Origin of the sequence: Enterobacter cloacae complex sp. 2024EL-00227, assembly GCF_043945315.1 — a bacterium.
In the GTDB taxonomy this organism is placed as follows: domain Bacteria; phylum Pseudomonadota; class Gammaproteobacteria; order Enterobacterales; family Enterobacteriaceae; genus Enterobacter; species Enterobacter roggenkampii.
This window is the reverse complement of the sequence record NZ_JBIMQP010000009.1, coordinates 206208-222180: the sequence shown is the minus strand read 5'-3', so window position 1 is coordinate 222180 and position 15973 is coordinate 206208. Positions and strand designations below refer to the sequence as shown.

Below are 15973 nucleotides of genomic sequence, written 5' to 3'. Positions count from 1 at the left end.
CACGTCAATGCCTTATGACGATTAACGCAGCTCTGTTTCATGCCCGGTGGCGGCAGTAATATGCTCGTCCGTGACCCGGGCGCTGGTACGATTTCGACCCGCTTTTTTTGAACGATAGAGGTGATCGTCCGCTTCGGTCATGAGTTTGTTGAAGACCTCGGTCAACTGCCATGCCTCCGCCTTCCCGCTTCCAAGGCCAATACTGACCGTCAGAGAGAGCGTTTGCTGACGCCATGTAAAAGGATGGTTAGCGACGGTAGTTCTGATACGTTCCGCCAGTTCATAACCGTGTCGAGCGTCGCCAGAGTTGACCACCACCGCGAACTCTTCCCCGCCCATACGCGCGACCATCCCGTCTTCACCGACCACCTGCTGAACCTGCCGGGCGAATGACGCCAGCACGCGGTCGCCACACTCGTGGCCGTAGTTATCGTTGATGCTTTTGAAGTAATCGATATCCAGCAGCATAACGGTCAGGAAACGCGAATGGCGGTGCGTCTCTTCGTGTTTTAACGCCTCATAAAGCCCGGAACGCGAATAAACCTGCGTTAAAAAGTCATAATCCGCCCGCAGGGAAACCTGACGGATCAGGGAATTAATGGCTGCCATGCTGACGGAGACCAGCACCGGACAGATCGCCATCGTGGCAATACCCAGCCGGGCAGAAAACATCATTGGGGTGGTCAGCGGTGTCGCCACGGCAATATTAATCACCGAGTTGGCGACCAGAATAATTTCAATGGCGCCCGTGACAAACGTCAGCAAGCAGGTCACAGGCAATGGGTAGCGTACCGCACACCAGATAAGCGCAGGCAGTGGAAAAGAGAGGCTCCCCGCGCCGCCAATCACGACTGACGCGACCACCGAGACGATCAGCGCAATAACCGGTAATAGCTGCTCCAGACGTAACCTGAATTCGCGCACGGGCATGCCTATCGTGAGCATACACGGCACAACAAGCACGCCGGTTGAGAACTGCTCGCTAAACCAGTCGGCAAAGAGCGGCCAGAAGGTGTGGCTGTCAATCCCGACCGACCCCACCGCGCCGAGCAGTGCGCACAGCAGCGCAGCAATCAGGCAGTAGTTGAACAGGCGTAATGCGTTAAGCGGATCCGGGGTTTTCTTCATCAGCCGCCTGTCACGCTGAATCAGCACGGCGACCACGACGATAAAGACCATGTTAGACAGGTTAATCACCACGGAGGCTATCCCCCAGTTGGTCGTCACCGCGTCGTACATCAGCATGGCGACATACGATACCGCGTAGTAATGCAGGCGATTCAGAAAAACATAGCGGGCAAAGATCCCTGCCATCACGCCGTTGAGGGGCCAGAACAGCGACAAGGCCTCCACGAGACGTAATTCCGCACCCACAAAATAGAACAAAGTGGTGAGGATAAAGATCGTCGATGCATTTCGCAGCGGCGTGTCAGGCTGGAACGGCCTGAAAGCGGTAAGAGCAGAACGCATTAAATTTCATTCCATATGAAAGCTTATGGCAGTTATTGCGGTCGTCAGCACGATCGGCGCTCACTTAGGATGAATCTATAACACAAATATAACGGGATCATAACTCGTCAAATTTAGGCGTTCATCTGGAGCACCAGCCAGTGGTGAATCACGCTGACGATATACTGCTGCTGCTGCGTGGTGAGCTGAACACCGTGAGGAATATTATGCCATTTCGCCAGACAGCCCCGGCAACAGGTGGCGGTGGCATGCTGGGCGATAAATACCGGGTGACCGCGCATGGGCGTCTGTTTGCCGTCATTCGCGGGTTGTGCAGGGGCAAGGCGCTTTTCGACAAAATCAGCGGCATGCTGATCAATGGTATCGGGGCCTTTGTCCCAGCAATACTGCCGTTCCTTATCGCCTAAGCGGAAGCGCGAGCGAAACGTCGATCGCGCCAGACGGGAAAAAAGGGGATCCAGGTCAGACATCAGTAAACGGAACGTCCCATACGCTGGGTCAGTTTCTCCAGAACCGCGACACCGGCAAGCGAATTTCCGGTTTCATCCAGCTCCGGGCTCCAGACCGCAATCGCCATTTCATGCGGTACAATCGCCACCACTCCGCCGCCCACGCCCGACTTGGCCGGGAGACCAACGCGCCAGGCAAACTCGCCGGCGTTTTGATACATCCCGCTGGTTGCCATCAGCGCGTTGACCTGGCGCGCCTGGAGAGGAGAAACCACCTCCTGGTCGAGGTGCGGCGCATGCCCCTGATGCGCAAGGAACAGGAACGTCTGAGCCAGCTCAACGCAGCTCATTTTCAGGGCGCAGTAGTGGAAATAGTTTTGCAGGACGGTCGCCACGTCGTTATGGAAGTTGCCGAAGGATTTCATCAGCCACGCGATGGCCGCGTTACGGGCAGAGTGTTCGAACTCCGAGCGGGCCACCACCGGATCGTAGGCAATGTCGTCAACCCCCGAGAGCTGGCGTACTATCTCCAGCATTCGCTGACGCGGCGCGCTGAGGCGGCTCTGCAGCATATCGCAGACCACCAGCGCCCCGGCGTTGATAAAGGGATTTCGCGGTTTACCCTGCTCGATTTCAAGCTGAAGCAGCGAGTTAAAAGGCTGGCCGGACGGATCTTTACCCACGCGCTGCCAGATTTCGTCTTCTTCATACTGGCGCATCGCCGCAACCAGACTGAGCACTTTCGAAATGGACTGAATGGAAAAACGTTCTGTTGCATCCCCTGCCTGGAATCGCTGTCCGTCAATGGTGCAGATAGCAATACCCAGCTTATTCCCGCTGACCGAGGCAAGGGCCGGAATATAGTCGGCAACCTTCCCCTTTCCAATTAACGGACGAACCTGCGCCAGAATCTCGTCCAACATCTCATTATGGATGACCGCAGCCACACTTTGCTCCTTGCCCTCAGGCTAAAACGGGCTGCGAGTATAACAGAGGCTTATGTATTGCGTCAGGCGCTAAGACGAAAACGCGAAACGGCCTGCAATAAAAGATCGGATTGCTTTTGCAGACGTTCAGAAGCATCCGAGGCGTCAGAGACCAGCAAATCCGTCTGACGGGAGACCTGGTTCAGCGCCTGAAGCTGACGCGTCATCTGGTGAATACGCTCTCCCTGACTGAGCGTGGCGCTGGAGATCTCATTCAGCAAACTGCTCAAATTGCCCACCAGACCGGTGACCTGCTGCAAATTCTCTTCCATCAGGGTGACGGCACGGGAACCGTCTTCGATACCCTGCAGTGAACGGTTGATCAGCTCCTGAATGGTCTGCGTCGAGTGGCTGCTCTTTCTGGCCAGCAGTCCAACCTCGCGGGCGACGACGGCAAACCCGCGCCCCTGATTTCCGGCATGGGCGGCCTCAATGGCGGCATTCAGCGCCAGGATGTTCGTCTGAAACGCCACGCTGTCGATCATCGCCACGATCCCGCGCATCTCAGACGATCGGTCGACGATCGCCTGCATAGACGCGTTTACGGTCGACATCATCTGGTCGCCGCCCACGGCTGCCTGGCGTGCTTCATCGGCCCGGGAGCTGGCGAGTCTGGCATAGCCGGTATTCCCTTCCACGTGGCTTTCCAGCGCCGCAATATGCGCCGTCACATCCTCAAGCTCTTTCGCCTGACGTGCCGACTGCTGATACAGCTTCTGGTTACCCTGTGCCAGAGAGTCAATGTTCTCCACCATGGTAGCCGTGGCGTGGCTGACCTGCGTCACCAGCTGCTGCAGGCCGTGCTGCATCGTGGCAATGCTGTCGCTAAGCTGCCCTATCTCCCGGTTGAAGCGCATGACGTTCGGCGGCGTGCCGGAGAGATCCCCTGCTGCCAGCCGGTTGATATGCGCGATGAGCCGACGCAGCGGCGTAATCACCCATCGGGACATACCGAACCAGACGACAGCGGCAATGGCGACTAACAGCAACGGGGCAAACAGGAATAACGTTTGCAGGTCAGAAAGCTGCGCCATGAGGCTCTGACGCCCCTGCATGGCCTGCTTCTCGCTTGCCTGCTGGTAGCGCGCATAGTTGTCGTTAAAATCAGTCTGAAAAGCCTGCGCCGGGACGGCAAAAAAAGCGTCGATGGTATTGGTTTTGACCAGACCTTCCGCCTGCTCTTTGATCGCGCCGTAGAAGAGCTGATAGCTGTTCACCAGGGCGTCGTCTTTCGGTGGATTCAGCGCCAGCCAGGCCTTCCACGCCTGCTGAGACACCGTCAGCGCCTTTTGCGCGTCATCCATCAGGCTGTGCCAGCTTCCGTCGGATCCGGTCTCTTTATCCTGCATAAACCACACCCCGGAGCGGTTAAGGAGATCGCTTGCCGCCAGCAGAGAGACGCGGGCCAGATCCAGCTTGCTCTGCTGCTGCCACGCCAGCAGGTTTTGCTGCTCGTTGCGCTGGGCTTCGTTCAGGGAGGCGTTAAGCAGGAATGACGAGGAGAGCTGCAGCGCGGAGAAAAGGCCAATAATGCAAAAGATCCCTGTCAGCAGGCCAAAGTGACGGGGAGTGAGACGCTGCGCAATACGGCGAAAAATTTGCGTTAGGTTCATAATTAGCTTCATTTACAAGGCGTTAGACGCGAGCGAGTCTACGAAATGAAAATGACAGAACCATTGCAGATTAATGACAACGGCCCTCGCGATGAGGGCCGACATCGCGGGATTACACGCGATCCTTCCACACCGTCTGCACGTTGCAGAACTCGTGCAACCCAAAGTGGGAAAGTTCGCGGCCAAAGCCACTTTTCTTCACGCCGCCAAAGGCCACGCGCGCATCGCTGGCGCTAAAGCCGTTGATAAACACCCCGCCGCACTCCAGCTCGCGGGAGAAGGTCTCTGCCAGCGCATCACTGGCGGTAAAGACCGTGGCAGACAGGCCAAAATCGCTGTCGTTGGCAAGCATCAGGGCATGCTCCGCGTCTTTCGCGATAGTAATGGCCGCGACCGGACCAAACAGCTCCTGCCGGAAGGCCGTCATCGCCGGGGTGACGTTCGCCAGCACGGTTGGGGCGTAATAATTCCCCTCACCGCTGATTTTCTCACCGCCCAGCAGCAGCGTTGCACCTTCCGCCAGCGTCGCCTGCACCTGCTGATGGAGTTCATCGCGCAGGTCAAAACGCGCCATCGGGCCAATATAGTTTTCTTCCTGATCCGGCGCGCCCAGCTTCAGCGCAGCAACCGCATCGACAAAGCGCTGGGTAAAGGTCTTCGCAATCCCCTCTTCCACAATGAAGCGTTTGGCCGCTGCGCACACCTGCCCGGTATTCTGGTAGCGGCCTGCTACCGCCGCCTTCACGGCAAGATCCAGGTCGGCATCGTTGAGGACGATGAACGGGTCAGAGCCGCCCAGCTCGAGAACACATTTTTTCAGCGCGGCCCCCGCCTGAGCACCAATGGCAGCCCCGGCACGCACGCTGCCGGTGACGGTCACCGCCGCAATACGTCGATCGTTAATCGCCTGGCTGACGCCGTCATTGGTGGCGTTTACCCAGCCGAACACGCCTTCAGGGAAACCGGCATCCGCAAAGATCTGCGCGATAAGCTCCGCCGAGCCGAGGACGTTGGGCGCGTGTTTGAGCAGATAGCTGTTACCTGCCAGCAGAATTGGCACCGCGCCGCGCAGCACCTGCCAGAGCGGGAAGTTCCACGGCATGACCGCGAGGATCGGCCCCAGCGGACGGTATTCAATGACCGCATTCTGGTTTTCGACCAGCGTCGGTTCCGCGTGCAGCATCGCCGGGCCGTGCTCGGCGTACCAGTCGCACAGGCCGGCGGATTTCGCCACTTCGGCCCGCGCCTGCTGAATGGGTTTGCCCATTTCACGGGAGATCGTCTGCGCCATCTCTTCAGCGCGATGACGCAGCGCGGCGCCAAGATCGCGCAGCTTGTGCGCCCGGTGGGAGACGCTTTCGCGACGCCACTGGCGATAGCCCGCGTCGGACTGAGAAATCGCGCGGTCAACCTGTTCCGACGTCGCCCACGGATACGCGGCGAGGGTTTCACCCGTGGCCGGGTTGACAGAGAAGGCATGTGTTGCAGAGGAATAAGTCATGGTGTTCTCCACGTTTTTCGGTTGATTAATTGTGGCTCACTCTGCTATTTCTTAAAAATGAATAATACTAACCACCTTATTCACGAAACGAGAACGCTATGGATTTAACCCAGCTTGAGATGTTTAACGCCGTCGCGCTGACGGGCAGTATCACCCAGGCGGCGCAAAAGGTGCATCGCGTGCCGTCTAACCTGACGACCCGCATCCGCCAGCTGGAAGCCGATCTGGGCGTTGAGCTGTTTATTCGTGAGAACCAGCGTTTGCGTTTATCCCCGGCCGGGCATAACTTCCTGCGCTACAGCAAGCAGATCCTCGCCCTGGTGGATGAAGCGCGCATGGTCGTCGCGGGGGATGAGCCGCAGGGGTTATTTGCCCTCGGCGCGCTGGAAAGTACCGCCGCCGTGCGCATTCCTGAAACGCTGGCACAGTTTAACCAGCGCTATCCGCGCATTCAGTTTGCCCTTTCTACCGGGCCATCCGGGACGATGATTGATGGCGTACTGGAGGGAACCCTGAGCGCCGCCTTTGTCGACGGGCCACTCTCGCACCCGGAGCTGGAAGGAATGCCGGTCTACCGGGAAGAGATGATGCTGGTCACGCCTGCCGGGCAGGCGGAAATCTCACGCGCCGCGCAGGTGAGCGGCAGCGACGTTTATGCCTTTCGCGCCAACTGCTCTTATCGCCGGCACCTGGAGAGCTGGTTTCACGCTGACCGCGCCGCGCCCGGCCGCATTCACGAGATGGAGTCCTATCACGGCATGCTCGCCTGCGTCATTGCGGGCGCGGGCATCGCGCTGATGCCGCGCTCGATGCTGGAGAGTATGCCCGGGCATCATCAGGTTGAAGCCTGGCCGCTGGCAGAAAACTGGCGCTGGCTCACCACCTGGCTGGTGTGGCGACGCGGGGCAATGACCCGCCAGCTGGAGGCCTTTATAGCGCTGCTAAACGAACGTCTTCAACCAGCGCCTTCTCCATAAACAGGCTGAGCGGATCGTCAACGTACGGGGGAAACGCCGGACGCAAATCGTATCCGCACTGTTCATAAAGACGCACCGCGGCGCGCTGCTTGATGCCCGTCTCCAGCCGTACCGTATGGCAATGACGGCTCAGGGCCTCATCTTCCAGGGCGGCCAATAGCGTCTCCCCAAGGTGCTGCCCACGATGGGCCGGATCGATATAGACCCGCTTCATCTCCCCCGTACCGTCGCCGTTGAGCACGATGGCGCCACAACCAACGGCCTGAAGCTGCTGGTCGCGAATGACCATCAGGATCAGCGACGTTTCCGGCAGCGCAGCCAGATCGATCAGATGATTGCTTTCGGCGGGATAGAGTTCGCTCTGATAGCGGTCCAGCGCCGCGATCAGGCTGAGAATGTCCGGGTGACGTGCAGATTCAGAGGTAATGGAATACATGGCAGGCTCCTTGCTTTTTTTGTGAGGCTAAATGTCAACATAGCGCAGGCCTGCCAGGGTGCTTCATACAATTAACTTATCGTACCGCTCCGTTAGCGCAAAAAGATTTTCCCTTTCAGGTACAGGGTGGCCTGACCGCCAATCAGCACGCGGTCGCCCTTCATTTCGCAGCGCAGATCCCCGCCACGGTGCGCCCCCTGGTGGGCATAAAGTGACGTTTTACCCAGCTTTTCGCTCCAGTATGGGATCAGCATGCTGTGGGCGGATCCGGTAACCGGATCTTCCGGCACCCCTTCCCCCGGGCAGAAGAAGCGGCTGACGAAGTCATATTTTTCGCCCGGCGCCGTCACGCAGACCATTTTATCCAGCGGGATCATCGCCCCAATATCCGGCGTTAACGCTTCCACCTGCTGCTGGCTCTCCAGCACCACCAGGTAATCACGTCCGACGCGCACCTCTTTTGCGTCTGGGATGCCCAGCGCGCTAAACAGCAGCGCAGGTGGGTTCTCGACCACCTCCGTTGACCACGCGGGGAAGTTCAGCGTCAGCCAGTCGCCGCTGCGTTTGACCGTCAGCTCGCCCACGAAGCGCGTGGTGAAGGTAATTTCAGTGTGCGGATAGTCAAGGTATTCGAAAATAACGTGCGATGCGGCAAGCGTAGCATGGCCGCACAGGTTAATTTCATCGAGCGTGGTAAACCAGCGCAGTTCAAACCCACCGTCGGTGCGTACAAAAAAGGCGGTCTCAGACTGGTTATGCTGCTGCGCCATTTTGAGCAGCGTCTCGTCCGGCAGCCACGCTTCCAGAGGACATACCGCTGCCGCGTTGCCGCCAAAGGTTTTGTCGCTGAAGGCATCCACCAGATAAAAATCAATTTCCTGCATTGTCTCTTCCTCTCTTGTTATGGGTATTTAGCGCAGAAAAACTGTGCCTTTCAGATAAAGTGAAGCCTGTCCGCTCATCAGCACGCGCGAGCCTTTCAGCTCACAGCGCACGTCGCCGCCGCGCGCGGAAACCTGACGGGCAAGCATGGCTGTTTTCCCCAACTGTTCACCCCAGTACGGGATCAGCATCGTGTGCGCGGAGCCGGTGACCGGGTCTTCCGGAACGGATACCCCGGGGGAGAAAAAGCGGCTGACAAAATCGTATTCCCCCTCACCCCGTGCCGTCACGCTCACCTTATGCTCGCCCGGCGTCATCGCCGAAAAGCGTGGCGCGAGTGCTTCAACCTGCTGGCGATTGTCCAGCACGATCAGCCAGGCGCGCCCTTTGCGTGCTGCAACGTAATGACGGATACCGAGCGCCGAGAGCATCTCCGGCGGCGGCGTCTCTTCATGGGTTGGACATGCCGGGAAGTCCAGCGTCATCCACTCCCCCTCCCGGCTGACCGTCAGGCGGCCAGAGGCGGTATCAAAGTGGATCCGCGAGTCGGGGTAATCCAGTTCATTAAACAGAACGTACGCGGCGGCAAGGGTGGCGTGGCCGCAGAGATTGACTTCGGTAAGCGTGGTAAACCAGCGTAGCTCAATGCCTCCTTTAGTGCAGACGAAAAAGGCCGTTTCCGACTGATTATGCTGCTGTGCCATTTTCAGCAAGGTCTCATCGGGTAACCATTCCTTGAGCGGACAAACGGCGGCCGGGTTGCCGCCAAACGTGGTATTGCTGAACGCATCGACCAGATAAAAATCAATCTCCTGCATTGTCTTACCGCCTGTTTTTATTGTGTTGTTCTTTTATATTCAATGAAAACAGCGCTCCCGGCTACCGCTTTCATAAGGTAAATATTGAGATCTGCGTCACATAATGGTTGAGTTTTCGCCATTCAACGTTTTAAGATCGTCTCCTCTTCTTTTCAGCAACGAATCTCCGACATCCCTATGACAACGAACACAGTTTCCCGCAGGGTTGCGTGGCTACGCGTGGTCACGCTGGCCATTGCCGCGTTTATTTTTAACACCACAGAATTTGTGCCGGTTGGGCTGTTGTCTGACATCGCCAACAGTTTCCAGATGGAAACGGCGCAGGTGGGCATTATGTTGACCATTTACGCCTGGGTGGTGGCGCTGATGTCCCTGCCGTTCATGCTGCTGACCAGCCAGATAGAGCGGCGCAGGCTGCTGATCGGTCTGTTTGTCTTATTCATCGCGAGCCACGTGCTGTCGTTTATGGCGTGGAATTTTACGGTGCTGGTCATCAGCCGCGTCGGTATCGCCTTTGCCCATGCGGTGTTCTGGTCGATCACCGCGTCGCTGGCGATTCGCCTCGCACCGGCGGGTAAACGCGCGCAGGCGCTAAGCCTGATTGCTACCGGTACCGCACTGGCGATGGTGCTGGGCCTGCCGATTGGCCGCATCGTGGGGCAATACTTCGGCTGGCGTACCACCTTCTTCGCCATCGGCATGGGCGCGCTGGTGACGCTGGTGTGTCTGATTAAGCTGCTGCCCGCGCTGCCGAGCGAGCATTCCGGCTCGCTGAAAAGCCTGCCGCTGCTGATGCGTCGCCCTGCGCTGCTGAGCATCTACCTGCTGACCGCCATCGTGGTAACGGCCCATTACACCGCATATAGCTACATTGAACCGTTTGTGCAGGTGGTAGCAGGCTTTAGCGCCAACTTTGCCACCGTCTTACTGCTGATCCTCGGCGGCGCGGGGATTATTGGCAGCGTGCTGTTCGGCAAGCTGGGTAACCGGCACGCCTCCTCGCTGGTAAGCAGCGCTATCGGCCTGCTGCTGGCCTGTCTGCTGTTGCTGATGTCCGCCGCGGGCAGTGAAAGCCATCTGGCGATCCTCAGCCTGTTCTGGGGCGTGGCGATCATGATTATTGGCCTGGGCATGCAGGTGAAGGTGCTGGCCCTGGCGCCGGATGCGACGGACGTCGCCATGTCGCTGTTCTCGGGAATTTTCAATCTGGGGATTGGCGCGGGTGCGCTGGTGGGAAACCAGGTCATCCTGCACGTGTCGATGTCGGCGATTGGCTATCTGGGTGCCATTCCGGCCCTGATGGCGCTGATCTGGTCCGTGCTTATCTTCCGTAAGTGGCCGGTGGCGCTGGAGGAACAAGGGCAGCACGGGTGAGGTTTGTTTGTGCCGGGTGGCGGCTACGCCTTACCCGGCCTACAAGATCAGCAGGTCGGATTGACCCACAGCATGTGCATTAATACTGTCGTTCTTCATCTCCACCCAGATAGATAAATCTTTCAAAGGTTCTTTCAGACTGGCACTGATAGATCTTGATTCTTGTCTCAACAGGCGTGGCAGTAGAAGACGCATCACTGATCTTCCCGCATCTTTTAGCCTTCTCGTTAATCCAGAGATTCTGTTCTTTTTTCATAGAGGCTCTGACAGACTCTGGAAGCGATTTCCAGAGATTATTTAACTGACCATCGTTTTCTGAATAGGCAAATATGGCATTGTTTAATTTGTTATCGAGATCGGCTTTCTCAAGTTCGGATTTATTCATTGCCAGCATAGTCATAGCGGCCAGCGACTGAGAAATATAATCCCTACCAGAATATTCATAGGATGCAGAAATATCTTTGCCATTGTCTGCCAGAGATAATAAATAAACAAACTTCTCCCATTGAACACTATTGTTAAGCACCTTGCCGCCCCCTTGATTTATCCCACCTAACTTCTGAGGATAGGATGCAATAAACCCAAGAATTTCCGTTGGCATGGTGAGGGTCACCTTAGCGGTACAACTGCGGTTTGAATCATTTTTATCAAACGGTGTCGTTGTGACATTTTCCAAATGAATAGTTATTTGCTGTGCTTTTTCCAGGTAAGATTTAAGCGGTTTTCCATAAAATTGCGAAGGCGTTGCCAGATACGTTTCCTGCAATTTACTCATCGCATCATCTCTGATTTTAGATTGCATAGCAGCAATGGCATCCTCACGACCACATTTAAATTCGGGCGCAGAATCGAACAAACCGGCAGTGGCATTAAATGAAAACAGCAACGTACTCAGTACGAGAAAACAGTGTTTTGCACGCATGACAATATCCTTAAGTGAAATGAGTGCAGTACATTACTTTAAGAGCTAACAAGCAACAAGCTTGGTGGTGCTTATTTGACCCAGATTAAATTAAAAAGTTATTTTTTCAGAATTGATTTATATTCATCTAATAAATGTTTTATATGCCGGGTAAGCGCAGCGCCACCCGGCAATGAACTTAATGATAGGTCTTAATAATCTCCAGCACGCCGTTAATAATAAACTGCACGCCCATACAGACCAGTAAGAAGCCCATCAGACGGGAAATCGCCTCGATACCGCCCTTGCCTACCCAGCGCATGATGGCGCCGGAGCTGCGCAGCGATGCCCACACGATAATCCCGATAATCGCAAAAATCAGCGGCGGTGCCACCGTCAGCACCCAGTCCGGGAAGGTTGCGCTGTCACGCACCGTCGACGCGGAGCTGATGATCATCGCGATGGTCCCCGGCCCCGCCGTGCTCGGCATGGCAATCGGCACGAAGGCGATATTCGCGCTCGGTTCGGTTTCAAGCTCTTCCGATTTGCTGGTCGCTTCCGGCGACTCATGCGCTTTTTGCGCCGGGAACAGCATGCGGAAACCGATAAAGGCCACGATCAGCCCCCCGGCGATGCGCAGGCCAGGGATGGAAATCCCGAAGGTATTCATCACCAGTTGCCCGGCGTAGTAAGCCACCATCATGATGGCAAACACATACACCGAGGCCATCATCGACTGATGATTGCGCTCGGCGCTGTTCATGTTCCCTGCCAGCCCGAGGAAAAGCGCCACCGTCGTTAACGGGTTAGCCAACGGCAGCAAGACCACCAGCCCGAGGCTGATTGCTTTAATCAAATCCAACATAGTGCGTTGTCGTCCTTATCCATATTTAACACAGCAATTATAGGGGGAAAGTGTGACATTCAGCCATGGGCGCAACGTAACGATTATTTTCCTTCTGAAAAGATAACAGGAAGTTATCCCTATGATTTGAAACACCTTAAAAAAAGTTCATGAAACGTTTTAGCAATTCGTGGCATCGGCTGATTCATTCAGTTGACTTATACTTGCCTGAGCAATAATATCTGCCGTGACTAATTACTTGCCAGGGCAACCATTGTGAAAAGCACCAGTGATATCTTTAACGACGTTGTTCCGCTGGGTCGTCTTATTCATATGGTCAATCAGAAAAAAGATCGCCTGCTCAATGACTATCTGTCACCGCTGGATATCACCGCAACACAGTTCAAAGTGCTGTGTTCCATTCGCTGCGAAGTGTGTATCACGCCGGTTGAGCTGAAAAAGGTGCTCTCTGTCGATCTGGGTGCGTTAACCCGCATGCTCGATCGTCTCGTCTGCAAAGGATGGATAGAACGAAGCCCTAACCCGAATGACAAACGCGGCGTACTGGTGAAGCTGACCAGCGATGGCGCGGCCATGTGCGAGCAATGTCATCAATTAGTAGGACAAACACTGCATCAGGAACTAACAAAAAACTTAACGGCAGATGAAGTGGCAACCCTTGAGCTTTTGCTGAAGAAAATCCTGCCGTAAACAGAAAAAAGAGGTATGACGATGTCCAGACGCAATACTGACGCTATCACCATTCATAGCATTTTGGACTGGATCGAGGATAACCTGGAATCGCCGCTCTCCCTTGAAAAAGTGTCAGAGCGTTCGGGTTACTCCAAATGGCACCTGCAACGGATGTTCAAAAAAGAGACCGGCCATTCATTAGGTCAATATATTCGCAGCCGCAAGCTGACGGAGATTGCCCAGAAATTGAAAGAAAGCAATGAGCCGATCCTTTATCTGGCGGAGCGTTACGGATTTGAATCGCAGCAAACCCTGACGCGTACGTTCAAGAACTATTTTGACGTGCCGCCTCATAAGTACCGAATCACCAGCGTGCCGGGCGAATCCCGATACCTGTATCCGTTAAAACACTGTAGTTAATCATCGCCTGTCACAGACGTAACCGAGGAAATCATGAAAGTTATCGCCTCCGCCGCCCTCGCCTTGCTGGTGCTGTTCTCCAGCCAGACCTTCGCGGAGCAAACCCCTCGTGCAACGCAGCAAAATAATCCTGATACGATGATTTTGCCGTCCGCACATGACCAGTCGCCCTATGATTTCAACCACATGGGTGCTGGTAGCGACAAATCCGACGAATTAGGCGTGCCTTATTATAATCAGCACGGCTTCTGATTCGTTTTTGCCCCGCAGACGCGGGGCTTTTTTTATGCCTTTTCGCTTACCCGCGTCGTCCGACGAACCCGCAGACCAAACACGTTAATGTACAGCCCGGCCATGATCAGCACGGCGCCAAACAGCTGCAGCGCGCTTAGCGTTTCATCCAGCAATATCGCCGCACTGGCAAGCCCTACCACCGGCACCAGCAGAGATAACGGCGCGACGCGCCAGGTCTCATAACGCCCCAGCAGCGATCCCCAGATCCCGTAGCCCACAATGGTGGCGACAAAGGCCAGATAGACGAGAGACAGGATCGTGGTCATAGCGATGTCGACCAGACTGTTCAGCATCACCGCCGGACCGTCCAGAATACTCGACGCCAGCAGAAACGGGATAACCGGGATCAGTGCGCTCCACACCACCAGCGACATCACCGCCGGGCGCGCCTCGTGCTGCATGATCAGCTTGTTGAAGATATTTCCGCAGGCCCAGCTCAGCCCCGCCGCCAGCGTCAGCATAAACCCGAGCAGCGCCACGTGCTGACCATTCAGGCTGGCCTCGATCAGCACCAGTACGCCAAACACCGCCAGCGTGATCCCCGCCAGCTGTTTGCCCTGCAGGCGCTCGCCAAACACAAACGCCCCGAGAATAATGGTAAAGAACGCCTGCGCCTGTAACACCAGCGAGGCCAGACCGGCCGGCATACCGAACTTGATGGCGCAAAAGAGAAACGCGAACTGGCCAAAGCTGATGGTCAGACCGTAGCCCAGCAGCAGTTTAAAGGGGATCTTTGGACGCGCCACAAAGAAGATGGCCGGGAAAGCGACCAGCATAAAACGTAAGCCGGCCAGCATCAGCGGCGGCATGTTGTGCAGCCCCAGCTTGATGACCACAAAATTGAGCCCCCATACTACGACCACCAGCAGTGCCAGCAGCCCGTCTTTCCGCGTCATATCCCGCCCCTGAATTATTAATAATTTGTTAACACTTCAAGGTAACAGAAAAAAGTGCGTCACGAGAAGATCATTATTTCTGGCAGGCAGCTGAAGCACTTAGGGATAAATCGGGTGCTATACAAGCCCCTTATGTCATGGTAATCCTGTTAACACACATCGAATAAAAGCATAAGCAACAGTCGGGCAGGAATATGAAACCATCTCTCAGGCGCTCAACCGCAGCGCTGCTGGCATCGTCATTGTTATTAACCATCGGTCGAGGGGCAACGCTGCCGTTTATGACCATCTATCTCACGCGCGTCTACAGCATGAGCGTCGAGAATATTGGTTATGCCCTGACCGTGGCGCTGACCATTGGCGTGGTGTTCAGCCTGGGATTTGGCATTCTGGCCGATAAGTTTGATAAAAAACGCTACATGCTCATCGCCATCGTAGCCTTTATCGCCGGATTTGTGGCGATCCCGCTGGTCAATAACGTCACGCTGGTGGTGCTGTTCTTTGCGCTGATCAACTGCGCCTACTCCGTCTTTTCGACGGTGCTGAAAGCCTGGTTCTCCGACGTGCTCACCTCCAGCCAGAAGGCGCGGGTCTTCTCGCTGAACTACAGCTTCCTGAACATTGGCTGGACGGTCGGCCCGCCGATTGGCACCTTGCTGGTGATGTACAGCCTGCAGCTGCCGTTCTGGCTGGCAGCCTTCTGTGCCGCCCTGCCGCTGGGCTTTATCCACTTCTTTGTGCAGAAAAGCGTGGCGTTAGATACCGCCGAGGAGAAGACGCCGTGGCAGCCGTCGGTCTTGCTGAAAGACCGCGCGCTGTTCTGGTACACGCTCTCTGGCCTGCTGGCGTCGTACGTGGGCGGATCGTTCGCGAGCTGTATTTCGCAATACGTTCTGGCCGCACATGCGGACAGTGATTTCGCCGAAAAGGTGGTCGCCGTGGTGCTGCCCGTCAACGCCGCCGTGGTGGTAACGCTGCAATATGCGCTGGGCCGAAAGATCTCAGCCAGCAATATCCGCCCGCTGATGTCCCTCGCCACCCTGTTTTTTATCGTGGGGCTGGGCGGCTTTATGCTCTCCGGGGAAAACCTGGTTTACTGGGGCATCGCTGCCGCCATCTTTACGCTGGGTGAGATTATCTATGCCCCGGGTGAATACATGCTGATTGACAACATTGCGCCACCGGGAATGAAGGCGAGCTATTTCTCCGCGCAGGCGCTGGGCTGGCTCGGCGCGGCGGCAAACCCGATGATCACCGGCATCATCCTGACCAACCTGCCGCACTGGTCGCTGTTTGTGATTATGATGGCCGCGATTATTGTGGCGTGGCTGATGATTTTGCGCGGGATGAGCGTGAAGGCATGGTGCGAGTCACCCAAAGCGGCGTAGCAAATGTAGGCCGGGCAAGGCGAAGCCGCCA

17 protein-coding genes are annotated in these 15973 nt (G+C 56.0%); 6 read left to right on the top strand and 11 right to left on the bottom strand.

All coding sequences use genetic code 11. The annotated features are described in order from the left end of the window. Positions 1-21: 21 nt before the first annotated feature. The 5 genes from ACHH0Z_RS17070 to sad form a co-directional block, all read right to left on the bottom strand. Entirely contained in the window at positions 22-1470 is a 1449-nt protein-coding gene (locus tag ACHH0Z_RS17070) for a GGDEF domain-containing protein (RefSeq protein WP_045410166.1), read from the bottom strand. A gap of 113 nt (positions 1471-1583) precedes the next feature. After that, complete coding sequence (locus ACHH0Z_RS17065; protein WP_047722627.1) at positions 1584-1940, bottom strand: DUF4186 domain-containing protein; 357 nt, start codon at positions 1938-1940, stop codon at positions 1584-1586. Further along, positions 1940-2866: a glutaminase B gene (glsB, locus tag ACHH0Z_RS17060; RefSeq protein WP_008503201.1), complete on the bottom strand. Its 927-nt coding sequence runs from the start codon at positions 2864-2866 to the stop codon at positions 1940-1942. The genes ACHH0Z_RS17065 and glsB overlap by 1 nt, the downstream gene beginning before the upstream one ends. Positions 2867-2928: 62 nt before the next feature. Beyond that, the gene (locus ACHH0Z_RS17055; protein ID WP_045410161.1) at positions 2929-4518 is read right to left on the bottom strand and encodes a methyl-accepting chemotaxis protein; all 1590 of its coding nucleotides are present in this window, start codon (positions 4516-4518) and stop codon (positions 2929-2931) included. Between the two features lie 112 nt (positions 4519-4630). Then, a complete protein-coding gene (gene sad, locus ACHH0Z_RS17050; protein WP_045410160.1) occupies positions 4631-6019 on the bottom strand; it encodes a succinate-semialdehyde dehydrogenase in 1389 nt (462 codons plus the stop codon). A gap of 98 nt (positions 6020-6117) precedes the next feature. On the opposite strand from sad, the gene ACHH0Z_RS17045 reads away from it, so the two are divergent. Beyond that, complete coding sequence (locus ACHH0Z_RS17045) at positions 6118-6996, top strand: LysR family transcriptional regulator (protein WP_021242502.1); 879 nt, start codon at positions 6118-6120, stop codon at positions 6994-6996. Here the strand turns inward: ACHH0Z_RS17045 and ACHH0Z_RS17040 are convergent. From ACHH0Z_RS17040 to ACHH0Z_RS17030, 3 genes are all read right to left on the bottom strand, one after another. Next, the gene (locus tag ACHH0Z_RS17040) at positions 6950-7432 is read right to left on the bottom strand and encodes a GNAT family N-acetyltransferase (protein ID WP_023292427.1); all 483 of its coding nucleotides are present in this window, start codon (positions 7430-7432) and stop codon (positions 6950-6952) included. The genes ACHH0Z_RS17045 and ACHH0Z_RS17040 overlap by 47 nt on opposite strands. Positions 7433-7524: 92 nt before the next feature. Continuing rightward, a complete protein-coding gene (locus ACHH0Z_RS17035) occupies positions 7525-8316 on the bottom strand; it encodes a PhzF family phenazine biosynthesis protein (RefSeq protein WP_021242504.1) in 792 nt (263 codons plus the stop codon). Positions 8317-8343: 27 nt separating this feature from the next. Beyond that, positions 8344-9132, bottom strand: coding sequence for a PhzF family phenazine biosynthesis protein (locus ACHH0Z_RS17030; RefSeq protein ID WP_023327464.1), 789 nt, complete (start codon positions 9130-9132; stop codon positions 8344-8346). Between the two features lie 177 nt (positions 9133-9309). Here ACHH0Z_RS17030 and ACHH0Z_RS17025 point away from each other — a divergent pair, with 177 nt between their 5' ends. Then, entirely contained in the window at positions 9310-10506 is a 1197-nt protein-coding gene (locus tag ACHH0Z_RS17025) for a sugar transporter (RefSeq protein WP_023327463.1), read from the top strand. A gap of 79 nt (positions 10507-10585) precedes the next feature. On the opposite strand, the gene ACHH0Z_RS17020 is transcribed toward ACHH0Z_RS17025, so the two are convergent. Continuing rightward, a complete protein-coding gene (locus ACHH0Z_RS17020) occupies positions 10586-11428 on the bottom strand; it encodes a lysozyme inhibitor LprI family protein (RefSeq protein ID WP_045410157.1) in 843 nt (280 codons plus the stop codon). 178 nt (positions 11429-11606) lie between these two features. After that, the gene (locus ACHH0Z_RS17015) at positions 11607-12272 is read right to left on the bottom strand and encodes a MarC family NAAT transporter (RefSeq protein ID WP_008502235.1); all 666 of its coding nucleotides are present in this window, start codon (positions 12270-12272) and stop codon (positions 11607-11609) included. Between the two features lie 255 nt (positions 12273-12527). On the opposite strand from ACHH0Z_RS17015, the gene marR reads away from it, so the two are divergent. From marR to marB, 3 genes are read left to right on the top strand one after another with little or no spacing between them, the layout of a single operon-like run. Continuing rightward, the gene (gene marR, locus ACHH0Z_RS17010; RefSeq protein WP_008502236.1) at positions 12528-12962 is read left to right on the top strand and encodes a multiple antibiotic resistance transcriptional regulator MarR; all 435 of its coding nucleotides are present in this window, start codon (positions 12528-12530) and stop codon (positions 12960-12962) included. A 21-nt stretch (positions 12963-12983) separates the two neighbouring features. Further along, positions 12984-13364: an MDR efflux pump AcrAB transcriptional activator MarA gene (gene marA / locus ACHH0Z_RS17005; protein WP_008502237.1), complete on the top strand. Its 381-nt coding sequence runs from the start codon at positions 12984-12986 to the stop codon at positions 13362-13364. A 33-nt stretch (positions 13365-13397) separates the two neighbouring features. Then, complete coding sequence (marB, locus tag ACHH0Z_RS17000) at positions 13398-13616, top strand: multiple antibiotic resistance protein MarB (protein ID WP_008502238.1); 219 nt, start codon at positions 13398-13400, stop codon at positions 13614-13616. A gap of 32 nt (positions 13617-13648) precedes the next feature. On the opposite strand, the gene eamA is transcribed toward marB, so the two are convergent. Further along, positions 13649-14554: an O-acetylserine/cysteine exporter gene (gene eamA / locus ACHH0Z_RS16995; RefSeq protein WP_045410154.1), complete on the bottom strand. Its 906-nt coding sequence runs from the start codon at positions 14552-14554 to the stop codon at positions 13649-13651. Between the two features lie 194 nt (positions 14555-14748). Here eamA and ydeE point away from each other — a divergent pair, with 194 nt between their 5' ends. Continuing rightward, positions 14749-15942 (top strand): efflux MFS transporter YdeE, encoded by a 1194-nt coding sequence (gene ydeE, locus ACHH0Z_RS16990; RefSeq protein WP_023292430.1) that lies wholly within the window; start codon positions 14749-14751, stop codon positions 15940-15942. Positions 15943-15973: the final 31 nt, after the last annotated feature.